Source organism: Olivibacter sp. SA151 (assembly GCF_054130995.1).
Genome location: NZ_CP096391.1, coordinates 5,641,139 through 5,656,068, shown reverse-complemented (window position 1 = coordinate 5,656,068; position 14,930 = coordinate 5,641,139). Strand labels below are relative to the sequence as shown.

At 43.1% G+C, this 14,930-nt stretch carries 11 protein-coding genes; 3 read left to right on the top strand and 8 right to left on the bottom strand.

The genetic code is table 11. The features are described from left to right. Positions 1–106: 106 nt before the first annotated feature. On the top strand, positions 107–1,096 hold the full coding sequence (locus M1D52_RS23050; protein WP_013664938.1) for a potassium channel beta subunit family protein: 990 nt from the start codon (positions 107–109) through the stop codon (positions 1,094–1,096). Between the two features lie 67 nt (positions 1,097–1,163). On the opposite strand, the gene M1D52_RS23045 is transcribed toward M1D52_RS23050, so the two are convergent. Continuing rightward, a complete protein-coding gene (locus M1D52_RS23045) occupies positions 1,164–2,807 on the bottom strand; it encodes a M28 family metallopeptidase (protein WP_437393694.1) in 1,644 nt (547 codons plus the stop codon). Positions 2,808–3,311: 504 nt separating this feature from the next. Then, entirely contained in the window at positions 3,312–3,527 is a 216-nt protein-coding gene (locus M1D52_RS23040) for a hypothetical protein (protein WP_130854445.1), read from the bottom strand. A 514-nt stretch (positions 3,528–4,041) separates the two neighbouring features. Here M1D52_RS23040 and M1D52_RS23035 point away from each other — a divergent pair. Beyond that, positions 4,042–6,750 carry a DNA gyrase/topoisomerase IV subunit A gene (locus M1D52_RS23035; protein ID WP_437393693.1) on the top strand — a complete coding sequence of 903 codons (2,709 nt, stop codon included), beginning with the start codon at positions 4,042–4,044 and terminating at the stop codon, positions 6,748–6,750. A 216-nt stretch (positions 6,751–6,966) separates the two neighbouring features. After that, the gene (gene msrA, locus M1D52_RS23030; protein ID WP_013664942.1) at positions 6,967–7,485 is read left to right on the top strand and encodes a peptide-methionine (S)-S-oxide reductase MsrA; all 519 of its coding nucleotides are present in this window, start codon (positions 6,967–6,969) and stop codon (positions 7,483–7,485) included. 23 nt (positions 7,486–7,508) lie between these two features. Here msrA and M1D52_RS23025 read toward each other — a convergent pair whose 3' ends face one another. The 6 genes from M1D52_RS23025 to M1D52_RS23000 form a co-directional block, all read right to left on the bottom strand. Next, complete coding sequence (locus tag M1D52_RS23025; protein ID WP_437393692.1) at positions 7,509–8,552, bottom strand: hypothetical protein; 1,044 nt, start codon at positions 8,550–8,552, stop codon at positions 7,509–7,511. Positions 8,553–8,970: 418 nt separating this feature from the next. Next, positions 8,971–10,674, bottom strand: a complete 1,704-nt coding sequence (locus tag M1D52_RS23020; RefSeq protein ID WP_437393690.1) for an FAD-dependent oxidoreductase — start codon at positions 10,672–10,674, stop codon at positions 8,971–8,973. A gap of 18 nt (positions 10,675–10,692) precedes the next feature. Continuing rightward, a complete protein-coding gene (locus tag M1D52_RS23015) occupies positions 10,693–12,405 on the bottom strand; it encodes a GMC oxidoreductase (RefSeq protein ID WP_437393689.1) in 1,713 nt (570 codons plus the stop codon). Positions 12,406–12,475: 70 nt separating this feature from the next. Next, a complete protein-coding gene (locus M1D52_RS23010; RefSeq protein WP_437393687.1) occupies positions 12,476–12,826 on the bottom strand; it encodes a sugar phosphate isomerase/epimerase family protein in 351 nt (116 codons plus the stop codon). Positions 12,827–12,841: 15 nt separating this feature from the next. Beyond that, complete coding sequence (locus M1D52_RS23005) at positions 12,842–13,345, bottom strand: sugar phosphate isomerase/epimerase family protein (protein ID WP_437393686.1); 504 nt, start codon at positions 13,343–13,345, stop codon at positions 12,842–12,844. An 81-nt stretch (positions 13,346–13,426) separates the two neighbouring features. Continuing rightward, positions 13,427–14,929 carry a Gfo/Idh/MocA family protein gene (locus M1D52_RS23000; RefSeq protein ID WP_437393684.1) on the bottom strand — a complete coding sequence of 501 codons (1,503 nt, stop codon included), beginning with the start codon at positions 14,927–14,929 and terminating at the stop codon, positions 13,427–13,429. Position 14,930: the final 1 nt, after the last annotated feature.

The window sequence follows — 14,930 nt, the reverse complement described above, 5'->3', positions numbered from 1 at the left end:
CAACTATTTCGCTACTAACGAATCAGCTTCCTGTCATCATTTCCGTTTTTTTCAAAACTTTTACGGCCATTCATTAGTTTTACAGAAATCAGTTAACAATAACAGTATGGAATATAGAAGAATGGGGCGCACAGGTTTACAGCTCAGTGCATTGTCCTTTGGTTCTTGGGTAACTTTTGCGCGGCAAGTGGATGATACCTTAAGTGACCGTCTAATGGGTATCGCTTATGATGCAGGAATTAATTTTTTTGATAATGCGGAAGTTTACTCACGAGGTGAATCAGAAAGAATGATGGGAAGGGTGTTAAAAGCAAAAAGCTGGGAGCGCTCTTCCTATGTTGTCTCCAGTAAAGTCTTCTTCGGCTGGAAAGGACCCGATAAAAAGCCAAATCAGTATGGATTAAGCCGCAAGCATATCGTGGAAGCTTGTCACGAAGCCTTGCAACGTTTACAGGTTGAGTACCTTGATCTCTATTATTGCCATCGTCCTGATAAAAATACACCGATGGAAGAAGTGGTTCGTACTATGAACACATTAATTCAGCAGGGGAAGGTTCTCTATTGGGGTACCAGTGAATGGAGTGCTGCGGAAATTGTAGAGGCCCATGCCGTTGCTGCCAAATTGAACTTGGAACCGCCGGCCGTTGAACAGCCTGAGTACAACTTATTCCATCGACAAAAAATAGAGGTTGATTATTTGCCTATCTTCCGTAATCTTGGCATGGGAATTACCATCTGGAGCCCCTTGGCTTCGGGGCTATTAACCGGGAAGTACAATGAAGGCATTCCGGAGGGGTCGCGTTTGGCACTGGAAGGCTATGAATGGCTGAAAGATAAGTCCTATACGGATCAAAAGCTCGGAGCTGTGAAGAACCTGAAAAAGGTAGCCGATGAATTAGGGGCCAGTTTGGCAACTCTTTCCATTGCCTGGACGCTTACCAATTCAAATGTGACAACCGCGATTCTTGGTGCAACAAAGGATAGCCAGCTTCAAGAAAATCTAAAGGCCTTGGAAATCCTTCCAAAATTAACACCTGAGTTATTGGCGAAAATTGATGATATTATGGGAACGGCACCGCTATTGCCGGAATATTAAATATAAGTTGCCAGTTACGGGTTACAAGTTTCCGAAAAGCTTTCAACCCATAACTGGCAACACGCAATTAGCGTTTCTCACCGGCCGCTTTGAATTCCGAGCCCTCTTTCCATTTTGGAAAGCTGCTTTCCTGAGTCAGCGTATAGCCCACATCAAAGAATAAGCGTAAATCTTCTACCATACCATCCAACTTCCATGCGTCATCGAATTCGTCAGCAGGTTGATGATAGCGTTTTTCATTATATGCTTCTTTTTGTGCTAAACCAAATTCTTCGCCCTTTCCTAATACATCATCGCCGGTACTTGGATATAATGCGGGTATACCAACCTTTGCAAAATTGAAATGATCTGAACGGAAGAAATGTCCGGCAGATGGATTCGAATCCGGTTTAATTGTTCTTCCCTGTTTTTTTGCTGCAACTGCCGCATAGTCGTCCATTTCCGATTGTCCGAGCCCGGTTACAATGAGATCTTTAGTCCTGCCAATGGGTGCTAAAGCATCCATATTAATGTTGGCTACTGTCTTTGCCAATGGATAAATCGGATGGGTTGCATAAAACTCGGATCCCAATAACCCCTCTTCCTCGCCTGTCAAAGCAATAAAAAGTACCGAACGCTCAGGAGCTGTCTTTGCAGCTTTAAAGGCTTTTGCAATCTCAAATAAACCTGCTACGCCGGTGGCGTTATCAACCGCACCGTTATAAATAGAATCGCCTTCGATGGCCTCTCCGATGCCTAGGTGATCCCAATGTGCCGAGTATATAATGTATTCATCCGGACGTTTACTTCCTTTTAATTTTGCTACTACATTATTGGACATGGACTTTTTCGTTTCTTGCGTAATGGTGGTGCCTGTCGTTAATTTTAAGTCTACCGCCTTGAATCCCGGCTTTTTAGCTTGCTCCAAAACATCCATGGACACGCCGGCAAGTTCAAATAGCCTTTTGGTGGCATCGGCAGTTAACCAACCTTCAAAAGCACATCTCGAAGCGCCATTGTCTTCGGTTTGTAGATTGAGCTGCGGTCCACTCCAGCCGCTTCTTACCACGTTCCACCCGTAACTTGCAGCTTCTGTATTATGAATAATCAACACGCCTGTCGCACCTTGCCGGGCCGCTTCTTCGAATTTATAAGTCCAACGACCGTAATAAGTCATCGTTTCTCCTTTGAATAGGTCCTTGTTGTAAAATCCGGGATCATTTACCATGACCACAACTGTTTTTCCTTTTACATCGAGTCCTGCATAATCATTCCAGTTGAACTCCGGAGCAACGATACCGAATCCGGCGAATACCACATCCGAGCTTTTAACTTCAATAGCAGGCTGAACTCTTCGACTACCTAAAACAACTTCGTCTAGCAATTTAAAATCTACTTTCCCTTTGGATCCCGTAAAGGACAGAATGGCTTTCGGATTTGATTTAATTTCCACCATAGGCACTTCCTGGAAATAACTATCCTTATTCCCCGGTTCGAGGCCTATGTCTTCAAAAGCACGTTTGATATACTGGATGGTCTTTTCTTCTCCCTTGGTAAATGGCTTTCTACCTTCGAGGCTATCGCTCGATAAATCCTTCACATATTGTGCAAGACTTGCTTCATCGATTTGTTTAAAAGCAGCTGAATCGGTTGTACCAGTCCCTTTTTCTCCGCTGTTACAAGCGAATAAAGAGGGAATAATAAGCGCTAATGCGTATACAGTTTTCTTCATGTCGTAAAATAAAATTTAAATTTAACCCATTCGGGCATAGGATACAAATAAAGGAATGTGATTATTGGCTTTTTCACTAAAACAGGCGTTTCGCTTTTAGCATCTACGATGGTGTTTGTATTAAAAACGTTTATTTTAGTCAATTTTATTTTACGTCACACCTGTCCAAAATAAATTTTCTGGACAAAAAAGAGGAGGTTTTCGGCTATAAGAGGCTCTATTTTTATTGGGAAAGCAAAAGTATCCCTGGGTGTTGATATAAATTTAATATGACTATCGGCTTTCTAACCTAAAACAGGGATCAATTTAACACATAGATGAATTGTTTATATTAAAGGAACGATTATTTTAACTTCTTTCTTTCTCCGCGAAATAAAGAAGCAAAGAAAGCTCGCCGCTTCCTGCCTACCGCAGGCAGGTAAAATTTAAAGGAACGGATCGTGCCTCCTCGTGCTATTTGTAAATTTTGGAGGCGGCATTTTTTAGAACGTAGGGCTTTTACTTTTAACCGGACGTATTATTATCTTCAGCCCTAATATAGCCCTGCGCGTGGGTAAAATGGCCTTGGAGGATACCGAAGCAACGAGCAGCAAAGCATTTGCATCGCTGATCATGTTGCACTACCCAAGCGGATTGAGGAAGTGAAACGGCTCCAATACGCGCCATGAATGCTTTGCCATCAGATGCAAGGTAGCCTACACACGCCTTGATTTTGCTCAACTTTTATCAAGAAAAGTTGAATAAAATAATCGTTCTATTTTTTAAGTAAAACCGACCAACGGAGCTCCCATATTTCCTAATTATTATTTAACGTTTTGGACGGATATGATTTTACGTCTGTCTGTAGCAAAGTTCCAAGCGATGAGTTTATACACACATTGCTTATTTTAAAGGTGTTCATGAGCTTCCTACGGTCGGTTTTGGTTACTTTTACGGACCTTGAAAAAGCTTGAGCTCCTTTAAAAAGAATGAATTAGCGAAAAAACCACGAAGTAGCATGAGTGCCTTTTAAAACAAACAATAACGAATAAAAGTAACTAAATAAAAGTTCCTTTTGAAATGCTGAACTTGCTACCCATAATTCCTCTCTTAAATACCAAAATGTTTAGTATTTTTACGGCGCTTAATGATGTCATGAATAGCTTTAAGGAGTTATTACCGTCACAATGACAAAAAATGGCATCGGAAATAGTAAGCAAATTGCTAAAAGCTAATACCTAAAGGCTATAAAAAAATGAGCGAAGAAACAGACAATAACGAACTTTCAGGAAATAACGACGAGGCTCTAAGCCATAACCAAACGATTCCAATATCCGGTTTGTACGAGAATTGGTTTTTGGATTATGCTTCGTATGTCATACTTGATCGGGCGGTGCCGCATATCAACGACGGTTTAAAGCCGGTACAACGTCGTATTCTCCATTCATTAAAAGAAATGGATGACGGCCGCTTTAACAAGGCCGCCAATGTGATCGGTAATACCATGAAATACCATCCACATGGCGATGCCTCAATTGGTGATGCCATGGTTCAGATCGGGCAGAAAAATCTGCTCATCGATTGTCAGGGGAACTGGGGGGATCCTACAACGGGTGATTCTGCAGCAGCGCCTCGTTATATAGAAGGACGTCTGAGTAAATTTGCCAATGACGTTGTTTTCAACCCGGATACCACCGAGTGGCAATTAAGTTATGATGGTCGAAATCGTGAACCGGTTACCTTACCGGTTAAATTCCCCCTATTATTAGCTCAAGGTGCTGAAGGTATTGCGGTTGGTTTGGCTACGAAAATTATGCCTCATAACTTTGTAGAATTGCTTGATGGATCGATTGAAGTTCTTCGTGGCGGACGCCCCAACCTTGTGCCGGATTTTCCGACAGGTGGATTGGCTGACGTCTCCGCCTATAACGAAGGCGTGCGCGGTGGAAAGGTAAAAGTGAGAGCACGCATTGAAGAGCGCGACAAAAAGACCCTAGCTATTACTGAAATCCCTTATGGAACTACAACCGGAGGTTTGATCGATAGCGTAATCGCTGCAAACGATAAAGGTAAAATTAAAATCAAAAAAATAGAAGATAATACAGCCGCAACAGTGGAAATTGTGGTGCATTTAGCTCCGGGGATTTCTCCGGATGTAACAATTGATGCGCTTTATGCCTTTACTGATTGCGAAGTTTCTATATCACCGAATACCTGTGTCATTCGTGATGATAAGCCACATTTTATGAGCGTTAATGATGTGCTTATCGAAAATACAAAACATACAAAAGGTCTACTCAAGCAGGAATTGGAGATTCGCCTAAATGAATTGCTGGAAAAGATTTTCTTCAGCTCCTTACTAAAGATCTTTATTCAGGAAGGGATGTATAAGCATCCTGATTATGAGAACGCGGGTAATTTTGAGATTGTTGTGGACGTCTTAAATCGTTTGTTCACACCCTTCTTTGACCGCTTCTATCGCGAAATACTTCCTGAGGATTATAAAAAACTAATCGATAAACCGATGAGTAGCATCACCCGCTTCGACGTGAAAAAGGCGGATGAGCAGATGAAAGCTTTAGAGGATGAGATAAAGGAAGTCAAATACAACCTTAAGCATCTAACGGATTATGCAATCGCCTGGTTCCAAAAATTGAAGGATAAATATGGTAAAGGTCGTGAGCGGAGAACAGAGATTCGCATATTCGAAAAAGTCGAAGCTTCACAAGTGGCCTTAGCCAATGTTAAGCTATACGTAAATCGAGCAGATGGTTTTGTTGGAACAGGTTTAAAGAAAGATGAATATGTTGGTGATTGTTCGGATATCGATGATATTATCACATTCCTAGAGAACGGTACTTGCCTGGTAACCAAAGTGCAGGATAAAGTGTTTGTTGGGAAGGATATCATTCATGTTGGTGTTTTCAAAAAGGGAGATGAGCGTACCGTCTATAACATGATCTATCGGGACGCAAAAACAGGTATATCCTATGTCAAGCGCTTTTCGATACTAGGTGTTACGAGAGATAAGGAATACGATCTGACCAAAGGAAGTAAAGGATCAAAGGTGCTTTATTTTACTGCAAATCCGAATGGGGAGGCTGAGATAGTAAATGTACAGCTTAAGCCGCATTCCAAACTGAGAAAACTACAGTTTGATCTAGACTTTGCCGAAATTGCGATTAAGGGTAGGGCATCGCAGGGTAACATTGTTAGCAAATATCCCATTAAGAAGATTATCCTGAAATCAAAGGGTGTCTCTACCTTAGCCGGACGAAAAATTTGGTTCGATGAGGTGCTGAATCGGTTGAATGTAGATGGCCGAGGGAAGTATTTAGGCGAATTTGACGGGGATGATCGCATATTGATCGTAATGCCCGATGGCACCTATAGCTTAAGCAGTTTTGAGCTTACGAATCATTTCGATCCGAAAATGCTGCGAATTGAGAAATATAATCCGGAGCAAGTTTTTACTGCAATACATATCGATGGCAAGACCGGAAACTACCTCGTAAAACGATTCGTTTTCGAAAATACACCCATCGGTAAAACAACCTCCATTATCAACGAGGAGGCTGGTTCTAAATTGGTACTTCTTACAAATGGAAAGGATCCAATCATTAAATTGGATGTATTAAAAGGAAAGACGCAAATTCCGGAAACAATCGAACAACATTTGAATGAAATTGTTGATGTGAAAGGAATGAAGGCACAGGGAAATAGGCTTAGTTCACACGATGTCAAAAAAGTTACGTTGTTGTCTGGAGAAGAAGCGTATGTAACCGGACATGATGAAGAGAAAAAGAGGGAAGATGCAATAGCAGACCCGGATGAGGAAAGGGTAGAGGACGAAACGGTAGCTCCTTCGGAGCCATCCGAGAAGCCAAAGCCAAAAATTGACTTGGAAATTACCAATCCGGATGATATCGACTTGGATGATAGTGGACAACAATCATTGTTTTAATGATCTCCTGCAAATTGCCTGTTACTAAGAGCAAAAGTATAAGATCGATGACTAAGCGGTTTAAATGCAAGCCTTAAGTCATATGTTATACCAACTGGCTTAAAGTGTGAAAAATTTTATAAATTGATAACAATAATGAAAGCTGATAGCTGACGGCTGGCAGCTTACGACCGTCCCGGTGGGATGGCATTTACTTTGGATTCTTAATTTAGGTTTATGAAGGCGACATTTGGAGGAGGCTGCTTCTGGTGCACAGAGGTTATTTTTCAGCAGCTTGACGGCGTTAATTCCGTGCTACCCGGCTATATGGGAGGACATAAAGAAAATCCCACTTATAAGGAAGTTTGTACAGGAGAAACCGGGCATGCAGAAGTAGTACAGATTGACTACGATCCGCAAAAGATCTCTTATAAGAAACTATTGGGCATATTTTTTAAAACCCATGACCCCACTACCTTGAACAGACAGGGGAACGATATAGGAACGCAATACCGTTCAGCGGTATTTTATCATAGCCCGGAACAAAAGTTTGAGGCCGAGACCTTAATCAACAAACTGACAGAAGAAAAGATTTTTGACGATCCCATTGTAACCGAGGTGGTAGAGGCTAGAACTTTTTATGAAGCAGAGGACTATCACCACGACTATTTTAATAATAACCCGGATAATCCTTATTGTGCGGCTGTAATACAACCCAAATTGCAAAAATTTCTTAAGAGCTTGGAAAAAGCCTAAGTGATCGATCAATTAGGCACGTATTATTGATATTGTATATAACTTGGTGCTGGCTTCAACTGCAATAATTCAGTTGGAGTCAGCATTCTTTTTGGAGCCTGTTTTAAATCGTTTTTATAAAATAATTTAAAACCGGTAAATTGCACGGGCTCCCGGTAGATAAATTGGCGGTAAGTTGCTTTCTTTAGAGCGGGAGGTCCCCAGCCATCCATCTCGATAACAACCTGCACTTCGGGGCGTAATTTAATGTTCTTATAGTCTCGCACCATACCGGCAGTGAAACGATGTACAACGAGTAATTTTGGAGGTAATTGGCTTCCTTTTACTAAACGAGCTAAAAAATCGGCCGCATAATTGATATCCCTGGCATCGAAGCTGCCGATCCGGGTACCGGGTTTGCTCCCATCCTTCATTGAAAATTCCGGATCGATTCCCAAATGTACCTGAGGCAGTCGCAGGTATTTTTCCAACCTCGGAATCTCTTCCTGCAAAGTACTTAAGGCGACTTGTATATCTAAAAATACAGGCAAGTTACCATGTTGCCGAGCAATATTCAGAACGGAATCTATTTGTTTGTCGGGCATGCGCAGGCGGTGTTTACCATCTCTACCGGCGTCACTTTGGGCGGTTACCGCGATATAATGCAGGGCGGCAATGGCTTTGGTGCTGCTATCGGCATCGTTCCAACGTACAACTTCCTCATTGAGCCGCCTGATCATTTCTTTCGGTGGAAGTTCACCTAGTATTCCCATGCGCTTAGAATATAGGTTTCCATAGTAAGCGATAATCCGATGTTCGGGAAGCAAAGCGCCTTTTAAAGGCAAGGGCTGTGGACTCACCGGCCATCGGTTTGCCGTATCGCCATTGGCAAGTGCTAGTAACTTTTGGTAGTAACTGATACTATCCACTGTCGTATCATCGAAGCTTGCTTGGCTTTGTAAGGTATCTGCGAGCGCCAGCTTGTCGCTTACCGTATTAACCTGAGCGCAGGAATAACCCGCAAGTGCTAGCAAGGCAGGGATGAAAAGCAATAGCCTAAAAGGCGATCGAAAACCTATTTTAATCATAAGAATAGAAACGGTAAGGTAATACAAAAATAAAATAAATTTACCGCATACCTATGTAGTAGAATGAATGATATTGATAATGAAGGGGATATCATGAAAATAACTTTATTATTTGTACTTGTTCTAAATAAACTTTATACTTGCACTATCAATAATCGTTCTAAATAAAAGAAGTTTGTAGGCTTGAGAAATAACATGGTTCATGTTTGGTTTGGTTGGTTAAAGTTTCCGGTTTCATAACACATTGTAGAAGCCGGATTCTTTTATTCCGAGTTAAGGGTATAAACGTCAAGTTTTTTTGTTCATAAAGTATCTATATAGATTGTTTATATAGTTGTTTAGTTTAGTTAGTGTAAAGCGGTTGTCGTGAGATATCCGCTTTATTTTTTGCATTATGGTTACTCCATTGATAACTGCTTTAACCCGGCCAATTGGTCTCTATCCCTTCCCTTCGAATGAAACGCTGAAAATCGTTCAATAGCTGCTGATCGTTTCTAACCTGATGGGGTGTTAATTTCTTTCGAATAACGTAGGCACTTAACAAACCAACGGCTTCTCCGATACTCCATTCTACGGGATGCAAACGATAACAGCCGTTTGTAATATGAGTGGTTCCAATATTTTTATTGGCGGCGAGCAGGTTTTTCATGCGTATGGGAAGGAATGCACCCAAAGGAATTTGAAAGGGGAGCGAACTAAAATCGATATAATTATCGCCACCACTGCTCGGGTGGAGATCGATATGATAGTACCCGATACCCACGCTGTCAAAAAAATCAGCGGCTTTACTAGCTGCGGATTGTCCGGCAACCAAACCTCTGTTTTCCTTTCCCACATGTTCTTCGAGAATGGTAAAGGTTGCTTTTATTCGTCTCGATTCGCGTATATACGGGTACTTAGCTAACCCGTCAGCGGTCCCTAATACATCACCCCGTAAACGAAGGCCAGGCCACCCTTCACCACCATCGGGCCTTGGAGCGGCCGTCTGTAACCAGTAAAATAGGGATAAACTTAACTGCTTTGCTGCTTTCAGGTGCTTTGCATATACGGCGGGCGGTACATCGATCAAGTTACCCAAAAAATAATCGTTCTGTGGCCAATTCATTATACTGAGGTCACCGCCAAAGGTCCCGGGTAAAAAATTGTGTCTGTTGATGATTTTTCGATAGTTCCAAAGGTTTAACGCTTTATTGGTCGCTTCACCTGTTGGATTGAAGCCGAGTGTAGTGGCCTGCAATGTGCGCGGATTGGAATAGGAGAGATCCAACAATTTACCCGACCAGGAGGGGACCATCTTCGGTATGAAATCACGCCAAAAATCATATTGCTCCGGCTTATCAATCACGTGGTTTTCTCCTTGTCGATAGTCCATAGCCAAACACATAGTAAAAGCCTGTTGGTTTTCAGGCTTGCCGACTTCCGGGGCATGCAACTCGTTCGTTTCCTTTTTGGATTCGGTACCTGTAACGTATTCCGTACCGGTTAATGGGAGCAGATCACCGAGCTCGGTAGCATCGATAAAATAATGACCATTTAAAGTAAGTTCATGATCCTCATGCCGATGTTTCACAAGTACTGCGGTGACCTGATCTTGATGAACAGCGGCTTTTATAACTCGATAATCCGTGAGTAAGGTTAATTTACCGGAGCTTAAATAAGGCATTAACATCTCCAATAGGACGGCAACAGCCACTCTAGGCTCATGGCATAGGCGTGAAACGGAACCATCTCCGGGATTTAAATGGGTGCGCTGTTTTGCTTCGGTCGTTAATGGATAATTGCGTTTATAAAACGTACGTATGCGATCACGAAAAGCGCGGTATGAGGCGGGTGCACCATGGGTTTCAATCCATTGGTGCTCGTCGGGAGGTACGCCTTGTTGACTGAGCTGACCTCCCAACCAATCGGTTTCTTCACTCAGTGTAACGCGCAATCCATGGCGCAGCGCGGCTAAAGCTGCCGCGCATCCGCCTAAGCCTCCGCCAACGATGACAATGTCGGACTTAAGCTCTTTCTGTTTGTGCTTTTCATGCGCATGAGCTGATGCATTTGATAGGTAAGGGATATTGCCTAAAAAGGTGCTACCTATAGTGATGCCTGTTATAAAATCTCGTCTTTTCATATTTGGAATTTATGGATGTCAAACGGTTCCATCGTTCTTTTGAAGTGCCGTAGCGGCATAATCTACTGCTCTTGCTGTAAGTGCCATATAGGTCAGGGATGGATTTTGATTACCGGTTGAGGTCATACAGGCACCATCGGTAACAAATACATTTTTACATTGATGAAGTTGATTCCACTTATTCAACAACGATGTTTTGGGGTCCTTTCCCATGCGTACCCCGCCCATTTCATGTATATCCAAGCCCGGTGCATCTTTACGGTCAATCCTTGCTGTGACCTTACAACCGGATTGCTCGAGCATAGCAGAGCCCTGTTCCAGAAAATCGTGCATAAGTTTTAGGTCATTATCCGTATAGTCAACGGATGTAATCAATTGGGGAATGCCCCACGAATCTTTTTCAAGATCACTTAAGCGGACATGATTTTCATATCGAGGGATGGTTTCTCCTTGCATCATCATGAAAACCTGCCACGGACCGGCCTCTGTGAGTTGATCTTTATAATCACTTCCAATTCCTTCCAGCTGTTGGCTCCATCCTGCTCTACTAGCGCTGAAGGCGATCATATAACCTCGTAGAAAGTCGGTCTCCTGCCGGAATACATTGCGAAAGGAAGGCATAAAAATGCTGGTGGGGCGTCGTCCGTAATAATATTGATCGCGAAGCCCATCAAAGCTGGCCAATATATTGCCACGGTAATTATGAAAGGCAATGTAATGGCCAAGTAAGCCGTTGTCATTGCCCAACCCTTGGGGGAAGCGGGCTGACTTCGAATTTAATAGGATAAGATTGGTGTTAAGAGCGGATGCGTTAACAAAAATAACGCGTGCATAAAACTCCTTTACAAGTTTTGTTTTGCTATCCACAGTACGCACACCGATTGCTTTGCCCTTTTGTTCATCGTACAGAATAGATTCCACCACCTGATTGGTCAATAAGGTCAGATTACCTGTAGCATCGGCCCAGGGTAGTGTGGATGAATTACTGCTAAAGTAAGCACCGAATGGGCATCCCCGATGGCAGAGGTGCCGAGCCATACATTGGCCTCTTCCTTGGGCTACATGAATTTTTTGTGGTGCCGTGAGGTGGGCACAACGACCAATGATGACATGGCGATCGGGATAAGAGGCTTTTATTCGTTCTTTAAGGTGCTTCTCTAGAGCATTCATCTCGAAAGCAGGAAGCACTTCGCTATCGGGAAGGTTCGGAATCTGATCTTTGGTTCCGCTGATTCCAACAAACTTTTCTACATAACTGTACCATGGTGCCAGGTCTTTATAGCGAATGGGCCAGTCTACCGCAAAACCGTCTCGTGCCGGGGCTTCAAATTCATAATCACTCCAACGCTGCGTTTGTCGTGCCCAAAGTAGGGACTTGCCACCAACTTGATAGCCCCTTATCCAGTCGAACGGCTTCTCCTGCACATATGGGTGTTCCTGATCTTTTACAAAAAAGTGTTGTGTTGTTTCGTCAAAAGCATAGCAACGGGACACAATGGGATTGTTAGTCGTCACCGCTTCCGGTAGCTCTCCTCGATGTGTGAATTGCCAAGGATCCTGCATCGCCGTAGGATAATCTTCCAGGTGTTTGACCATTCGACCCCGTTCTAATACCAACGTTTTATACCCTTTCTCACAAAATTCTTTGGCCGCCCAACCACCGCTGATGCCCGAACCGATCACAATGACATCATACGTGTGCTGCGCTTTCGCCTTCCCCGATATATTCATGCTCTTTTTGTTTATAATGATACCTGCAGCAATTTAGTTATTTCCTGTTACAGATGCTTAGCTTGTGCCTTTATGGATTAATTTCCTTTAAAGCCTGGGAATAATAAGTTAAATTTTTTTGTATATCAGGTACCGAATTTTCCCAATTGTTTTCATATTCGATGGCCAAGGTACCTTTGAAATTTTGTTGTTTTAGTTCAGCTAACATAGCTTTTACATCGAGTATGCCGGTACCCCAGATTGTATCGGGCATTTCCTCGTGCGCTGAACGCTTACCAGAGGTGATGTCTTTGAAATGGAGTGCATGTATACGCCCCTTTAACTTCCTAAGGCATTCCAGCGGATTCAGCCCTTCTCGTCTCCAATGGCCCACATCTGCGCAAGAGCCGATCCTCGCATCGCGGTGACCGATCGCCTTCAATAAATCGTTAGGACTCTAATACAATGAAGGCTTGGGATGGTTATGGACAGCCAGTTTTATATTATACTTTTTGACAAGCTTTTCAACCAAGTCCCAATCGGCCAAGGCCGGTTCGGCACTAATGTACTCCATATGCATGGCTGCGGCAAAGGAAAAATAAGCTTCCCATTCGGCAGCTTCCGTTACAACCACTCCCATGGCAATGATCCTTATATCTCGTTTTGCAGCCTCTTGATTTAATTTCTCTTGATTTTCTTTTGATAAACTCGGCGAAAAGTTTAATTCGCCAAACCCTGCGCCCAAGGGATGCCCCGGGTAAACTTCAAGGTAGTGCAGTCCCAAAGTTTGTACTTTATCTAAGGTTTCCATCAGTGTAAACTTATGGAAGGTATACGACTGGACGGCAAGTTTCCAATCGGTCTTTACCTCTGGGGATTGTGCTGCTGCGTAATGAAAATTATATAGAATTAAGCAGGCGGTAAAAAATACGGTTATCAGGTTCCTTTCTAATCTTTTCATGATGAATTCTCTTATATTTAAGACCGGTACCGTCGATCGCATAACAGATCAACGACACCGGCGATTACTTATTAAACCATATTAGTCGATCGGCATTTCGGGCAATTGGAATCCGTTATGGTAAGTATGCTTTATCCATTCGTTTGCAATGGATTTAGCTCCGAACTCCGTAAAACGACGATCAAATCGGGGGTCGCCATCAACTACTTTAAACTCGTCCACAGAAACGATGTTGATTTTATCCTGATCTCCAATATTGGTAAAGGTCATATTTTCACCATCCCACAGCAGGTCGCGGTGTAGGCCCTGTAGTCGAACAGCTAATACACCCATCACCACCATCTCATTAAATGGTCCGGAGAATCCAAAATGCGAACTGGCCTCCGTGCGATTTTCCGGAGATTCCTTGGCTGCGCGAATCCATTCCTGCTCGTGGGCATTGGTACTCCAAATATCTCCATTTCCACCTTTAATCCGCGGAATCCAAGGCGTCGGCTGCTCAAAATGTTCCATTTCGCTCACTGGTAAAAGGGTTGGGTTCATGCCATAACATCCGGTCATGATTTTTCCTTTTTTACCAATGAAGAGAATACCACCATTCTCGTCACCTAACATCATGCCGGGACTGAGTTCCATCGGTCTTTCGGGCATCAATCCCCCGTCATACCAATGAACCTTTACTTCCGGCATTTTTACTTTTCTTTTTTTCGGTCGCTCCGGAAAAGTATACTGCACCATTTGTGCATGAGGTGGTGAATACAAATTACTGAGCGTTGAACTGCCATTAACTTTAATGGGGTACTTTAAATCTAAAGCCCAATAAATGGGATCCATAATATGACAGGCCATATCGCCTAATGCGCCGGTACCAAAATCCCACCAACCTCTCCAGTTCCAGGGCGTATAAACGCTGTGGTACGGACGTTTGCTGGCGGGGCCTAAAAAGAGATCCCAGGAAAGCGTTTCGGGTACAGGCATGGCATCGCCGGGTTGCATCAATCCTTGTGGCCAAATCGGGCGATTGGTCCAACAGTGTACTTCTTCCACTTCTCCGATAATATCGGATTGAATCCATTCGGCAACCTGTCGGCACCAGTCAAAAGAGTTTCCCTGATTTCCCATTTGAGTGGCTACTCTATACTTAGAGGCTAGTTTGGTTAAGAGACGCGATTCATATACAGAATGGCTAAGCGGCTTTTGCGTGTAACAGTGTTTTCCCAAAGTAATAGCATGGGCAGTAATGACGGCATGATTGTGGTCGGGAGTTGCTACCATAACGGCATCAATAGAATTTCCCATTTCATCAAATAGTTTCCGCCAATCTTTATATTGTTTTGCCTTCGGGTAATCCTGAAAAGTCTTTTGTGCATATTTCCAGTCTACGTCGCAAAGGGCGACAATACTTTCAGTGTTCATGTTAGCTAAATTGCGACGCCCCATGCCACCAACACCTATGCCGGCTATATTCAGCTTGTCGCTAGGCGCCACGTATCCTAAAGTTTTACCCAAGACATGACTGGAAACAATGGTGAATCCTGCCAAGGCGGTGCTTTCTTTTATAAATTTTCTTCGTGTTAAATCCATG

What these genes read in the sequence shown, in the direction of transcription:
- M1D52_RS23020 (WP_437393690.1), bottom strand. Translation starts at nt 10,674, where the DNA reads ATGAAAAGACGAGATTTTATAACAGGCATCACTATAGGTAGCACCTTT.
- M1D52_RS23050 (WP_013664938.1), top strand. Translation starts at nt 107, where the DNA reads ATGGAATATAGAAGAATGGGGCGCACAGGTTTACAGCTCAGTGCATTG.
- M1D52_RS23000 (WP_437393684.1), bottom strand. Translation starts at nt 14,929, where the DNA reads ATGGATTTAACACGAAGAAAATTTATAAAAGAAAGCACCGCCTTGGCA.
- M1D52_RS23005 (WP_437393686.1), bottom strand. Translation starts at nt 13,345, where the DNA reads ATGAAAAGATTAGAAAGGAACCTGATAACCGTATTTTTTACCGCCTGC.
- M1D52_RS23015 (WP_437393689.1), bottom strand. Translation starts at nt 12,405, where the DNA reads ATGAATATATCGGGGAAGGCGAAAGCGCAGCACACGTATGATGTCATT.
- M1D52_RS23045 (WP_437393694.1), bottom strand. Translation starts at nt 2,807, where the DNA reads ATGAAGAAAACTGTATACGCATTAGCGCTTATTATTCCCTCTTTATTC.
- M1D52_RS23035 (WP_437393693.1), top strand. Translation starts at nt 4,042, where the DNA reads ATGAGCGAAGAAACAGACAATAACGAACTTTCAGGAAATAACGACGAG.
- msrA (WP_013664942.1), top strand. Translation starts at nt 6,967, where the DNA reads ATGAAGGCGACATTTGGAGGAGGCTGCTTCTGGTGCACAGAGGTTATT.
- M1D52_RS23025 (WP_437393692.1), bottom strand. Translation starts at nt 8,552, where the DNA reads ATGATTAAAATAGGTTTTCGATCGCCTTTTAGGCTATTGCTTTTCATC.